Annotated in this window: 2 protein-coding genes; both read right to left on the bottom strand. The window is 66.1% G+C overall.

All coding sequences use genetic code 11. The features are described from left to right. Positions 1-2,366 (bottom strand): hypothetical protein (locus AC27IQ_RS18445; protein WP_487090332.1); only part of this gene is annotated, 2,366 nt, incomplete at its 3' end. Positions 2,367-3,746: 1,380 nt separating this feature from the next. Next, positions 3,747-5,159 (bottom strand): carbohydrate porin, encoded by a 1,413-nt coding sequence (locus AC27IQ_RS18440; RefSeq protein ID WP_487090331.1) that lies wholly within the window; start codon positions 5,157-5,159, stop codon positions 3,747-3,749. Between the last annotated feature and the right edge of the window lie 208 nt (positions 5,160-5,367).

Below are 5,367 nucleotides of genomic sequence, written 5' to 3'. Positions count from 1 at the left end.
GTGAGCCGGCCCACCGTGTCGTAGCTGTACGCGCTGGTGAGCGCCACCTGCTGCGCCACCGTGCTGCTTTGCGTGGGCAGCATGTGTTGCTGGGTGATCTGCGCGATGCGCCCGGCGCTGTCCCAGGTCAGTTGCAGCAGGGCGCTGGCGGCCAGCTGGCCCGCGCTGGTGTAGCTGCGCTGCTCTGCCAGCGGCGCGGGGTTGCCGGGGGTCTGCACGAACCCGGGCCATTGCCAGCCAGTGGCCTGGCCCAGCGGGCTCCAGGTGATGCCGGTGACCAGCGGCTGGCCGTTCCACTGCAGCCCGGTGAGCTGGCCGGTGGCGTCGTACTGGTGCACCAGCTGGCGACCGCTGGGGTAGGTGATGCGGGCGATCTGCCCCACGCCTGCGCTGCCGGCAGGAACGTATTGGTAGCCCACGGTGCTGCTGCTGCCGTTGGCCAGGACCTGCGTGCGCGCGGTGATGCGCCCTTGCGCGTCGCGCTGGTAGCGCGTGGTGACGCCCGCATCCTGGATCTCGCTCAACGACCCCACGCTGGCACTCGGGCTGCCGCTGGCGTTGTACTCGGGCCCGGGCAGGTCGTAGCGCAGCACGGTGGTGCGGCTGGCCCCGCCCAGGCTGCTCACGATCTGCGTGGGCCGGCCCAGCGCATCGCGCGTGATGGCGGTGGCACGCCCCAGCGCGTCGGTGAGGCTTTGCGGCAGCCCCAGGCTGTCGTAGGTGCGCGTGAGCGTGCCGCTGTCGGCGCTGGATTCCTGGCTGGCATTGCCCAGGGCATCCCGCGTGTAGCGGGTGGCCACGCTCTTGAAGTCCGTGGCTTTGGTGACGGCATCCTGGGCGTTGTATTCCAGCGCAGCACTGGCGTTCTGCGCGTTGGTGAGGGTCTTCACGCGCCGCAGCGCGTCCAGCGCGAGGGTGGTGCTGCGGCTGGCGCCCCCAACGATCTCGGTGCTGCGGATGAGTTCGCCGTTGGCGTCGTAGTCATAGCCGCTGGTGCTGACCGTGCCGGTCGCGGCCGAGCCGATGGTGACGCTCTCCACCCGGTTCAGGCTGTTGATGGTGCGCGCGACTGTCCATGCGGCCTGGCCTTGCGCATCGGTGATGCTCTCATTGATCCGGTTGCCCATGCCGTCCAGGGTGTAGCTGGCGCTCGCCCCCCGGTTGTCGCTCCAGCCGGTCAGGCGCTGCGCGGCGTCGTAGGTGTAGCTGGTGGCGTAGCCGCTGGCCACGCTGGCGCTGGCCAGTTGCCCGCTGGCGGTGTAGGTGTAGCTGCTGACCTCGTCGCCGCGCTGCGCCCGCGTGAGCCGCCCGCGCGCGTCGTACTGGTAGCTGCTCACCAGGCCCGTGGGTGCGGTGTGGGTGAGCACCCGGCCGGCCGCGTCGTGGGTGTACAGGCTGCTCTGGCCCAGCGCGTTGGTGGCCTGGGTGAGGTGGCCCGTGCTGTCGTAGGCGTAGGTGGTCACAGCGCCGCCCGGGTCGGTCTCGCTGGCGACCAGCCCCGAGGGGTGGTAGGTCCAGACCCAGATGCGCGAGACGGCTGGCGTGACCGAGGTGTCCTTGATCGTCTGCGTGAGGGCGTTGCCCTGGCCGTCGTACGTGTAGGCCGTCTCGCGGCCCGCCTCCGTCACCTTGACCGGCAGGCGCCACTGCGGGTGCCATTCGGTGCTGGTCGTGCGCGCCTGCGCCGTACCGCTGGCCTGCGTGGTGCTCAGCGGCACGCGCCTGCCCGCATCCCATTGGTACGTCGTCACGCTTCCGAGAAAGTCGGTCTCGGACGTGACAAAACCCAAGCTGTCCTGCTGCCGACTGGCGATCGAGGGTGCCGAGGTCAGCGATGGTTTATTCGCACTCAATACAGCAAATTGAGCACCTTCATCTCCATAGGTGTAGCTGCGTGACGTGTTCAGCGGGTCGGTCACGGTGGCCGAGTGGTCGCCGGTATAGGAAACAACGTAGCGCTCTGCACCAGCGGCGTGCTCGGTCGAGACCGCACGGCCCTGGGGATCGTATGCATAGGTCGCATACCGTTGCTGGGCCTCATCGATAACGCCGGTCAACAACCTGGCGAAATTGCTGTCCTCATAGAGGTAAGTCTTGAATTTTCCGTCTGGATAAACCACGCGGGTGAGACGCGACTGGCTGTCGTACTGATAGGTGATGGTGGTGCCAGCCGGAGTGGTCACGGCATCGATTAAGCCAAAGCTGTTGTAGTTGAAAGCAAGGCTGCGGCCGAAGGGATCGATGATGCTGCTGAGCTGACCGCCGCTCGTATAACCATAGCTGATGGTCCAACCGTTGCGCAGCCTCTGGGAGGTGGCAAGACCATTGGCATTGAAGGTCCAGATCGAGTCGTCGGCGCCATCCACATACGTCCAGCCGGTATTGCCAGAGAGCGCGGTGAGGGAGCCTGTATGGCCTAGGGCACGCCAGCCGTAGCTGCCTGTGGAGCCGACGGATTCGTAAAGGAAACTGCGAACTTGGCCGCCATCGAAAAGCACATGGGAGACCAATGCGTCTCCAGCAATGCGTGCACTACCGGCCCAGTCCCAACTTGCTGCGAGACCATTCTCGCCAAACGCGGTGCGATAGTTGCGAATGACGCTAAGGGGATACTGCCCCTGATCAATATAGTCGGCCTCGAACTGACTCTTCTCGCCGGTGGCGGGACGGATGGGGTTGCCAACCGTACCTCCATCAGCAGAAGCTCCAGGCGAACCTGGTGCTGGACAAATATTGAGTCCCAGCAAAGTAACGCCGGCTCGAGCGGTGTTTTGGCAGTCAGCGCAAGTGGCAGCGACCTGATCCCTACGCACTGACGTAGATCCCTTGGCTGGGCTTTGGTAGGTGCATGTGGCCGCGCCATTGGAATCCGTGGCATTTGGGCAGCTCAAGCTGCCCCCCAAGGGTGTCGGGGATTCGACAGCAGTAATTGAGATTCCAGCGGCGGGCTGACCGTTATGAGTGACGGTGGCATACACAGGTATGCCCTTGCCTGGCTCCACGGCATTCATCACCATTAGGCTGATGGCATAGACGGGGCTGCACGGCAGCGTGTAAGGAATGCCCGATGTATATGCCCCACCCACCACTGGCGGCAACGCGCCATCCCAAAAGCAAATCAATCGGGTGGGCTCTTCACGCACCTCTGCCAACACACCAATGGATCCGCACCATTCGGGAGATACCGCCGCGTGGCAGGCAGCCATGTCGACGATGCGCTGAGCACCGAACGCATCGCATTGCGCCTTGAACGATTGATAGGCCGCAGAGGGAACGCAAGATTGGGAAGAAGCATCAGCAGCCAGCGAAGACCGCTGCGCATTCGATGAAACGAGACCGGATAAGACCGTTGACCGTGACGGCATCTGGAGAGCGCCAGCATGGGAGGCAGGTACCGATGGCGCGATGGCAGTTTGCGCCAAAACGCCATTGACGGAACCACCGCAAAAGCACAACACCAACAGGAAAAAGCGAATGAAGCCAGTGATGCCGTAGAAAAAAAATGGCAACTTCCGAAGCTTTAAATTGATTGAATGCTGCATTCCCCCACCCTTTCTATGCTGATCGTTCATAGCCGACAGCGATTAATGCCGGTGCTTTAACTTGTGGATAAGAATATCAATTCATGCACTGATTGAAGAGCACGCTGACGCCACTGCATCTTAACTTTGAAGCAAATGGCTTTGCTACTCAATCTCGCCAACGCACTGAGCGTTGGACTTTTGCTGAATCCAGTATTTGATTGATCAAAACTCCGCATGCACCCGCACCGACACCACGTCCACCGGCCCCCGGTCGCGGTTGTAGCCCGGGTGCACGATGTGCTGCAGCCCCAGCGACACCGCTGACTGCAGCGGCCCACCCGGCATCGGCACCGGGGCGAACGTGAACCGGTAGTACGCCTCCCACACCCGCTCGCTGCCGTAGCGCAGCGCCCCATCGCCGAGAAAAGCCCCCAACCCACCCGCTGCGAGATAGTTACGGTGGTCGGCCGACAACCCGTTGACCGCCAAGGCGGCGCCCACGCGGTCGGCGGCGCGGCCCCAGGCGGCGCCGCCGATCTGGCCGCCGAAGGACAGCTGGCGGTCGATCTCGGCGAAGGCGTACGTTTCCTGGCGTCCGCTGCTGCGGCTGGCGCGCACGAAGACGCCAGCGTCTTCCGCCAGCGGGGCTTCCAGGGTCAGGGCCCAGCCGGTCTTGGTCTGCAGGCGGCGCACGGCGCCGACGTCCGGCGTGCCGCCAACGGCCCGGGACGCGGCCAGCGCATCGGCGAACGCGCCCATCACGGCGCGGTTGCGGAACAGCAGCACGCGCCCGCGCAGCGGGCCGGCGGGCAGGGCCACGGGCAGATCGGATTCGGCCTCGATCTGGTCGCCGTAGTGCTTGGTCCACGAGCGGTCCAGCGGCTGGCCGTTGGATTCGCGCGGCTGCAGGGCGCGGCCACCGCGCACGGCCCACTGCGGCGTGCGGTATTCGAGGATGCCGGCCCAGGTGTAGCCGCGCGCATCGGCCGCGTAGTCCCAGGCGCCGGGCGTCAGAAAGGACCAGTTGAAGAACTGCTCGCGCGGGTCCTTGGCGTAGGGGTTGTTGTCGAAGTAGTCCAGCAGCGAGAGGTTGCCAGCCACCAGGGTCCACCGGCGCGCGCTGGCAGTGCCGCCCAGTTCGTTGAAGTCGGGCTCGATGCGTTCGGTATCGCCGCCCGCGTCCCAGCGCTGCAGCAGGAACAGGCGCGCGCGGTAGGCCTTGATCTGCGCGCCCGAGGTGCGGGCCAGCTCGCCATTGGAGAGCCCGCCCGCGCCTGACAGGTGCGACAGCGGCACGCCCTGCCCCGCCTCGGGGTTGAAGTGGATCTGCGCGCCGCTCCAGGGGCGCAGCCCGAGGTCGGCGGTGGCGGTGAAGGAATACGAGCGCTCGGCCGTGGGCACCAGGCTGTTCGGGCCGGTGTAGGGCGCATCGAACGAGGGCTTGTGCTGCCAGACGTAGGTGGTCTGCGCGTGCAGGGCCCAGGGGGGCGGGTCACCGTCCGCCGGGTTGCCGGCATCGCCGGACGGGGCGGCCAGGGCCTGGGCAGCGAGGACGGCCGCGGTGCCGCCCAGCGCGGCCTGCAGCACGCGCCGGGGCCCGAAGCCACGCAAGAAATGGGAGAGGAGCAACAGCATGCGGCGGCATTCTGTCAGGCCCTGGTGGCTGGCGCGTGTCCGCGCGACCGCCGCGCGCTTCAGCGTGGTTTTTTGCGCACAGGCAGGGTGGCGGCGGCGCTGGCCGAGACCTTGCCGCCCAGCCCGGGCGGCACGTGGTGGACCGGCTCAGGGATGGCGTCCGCAGGCTCGGCCACCGCGTCCGCGGCAGGCTGGGGCGATGCCACTG

This window comes from Acidovorax sp. KPB24-07 (genome assembly GCF_057543315.1).
The sequence above is the reverse complement of the archived record's forward strand: the minus strand, read 5'-3'. Positions and strand labels throughout refer to the sequence as shown.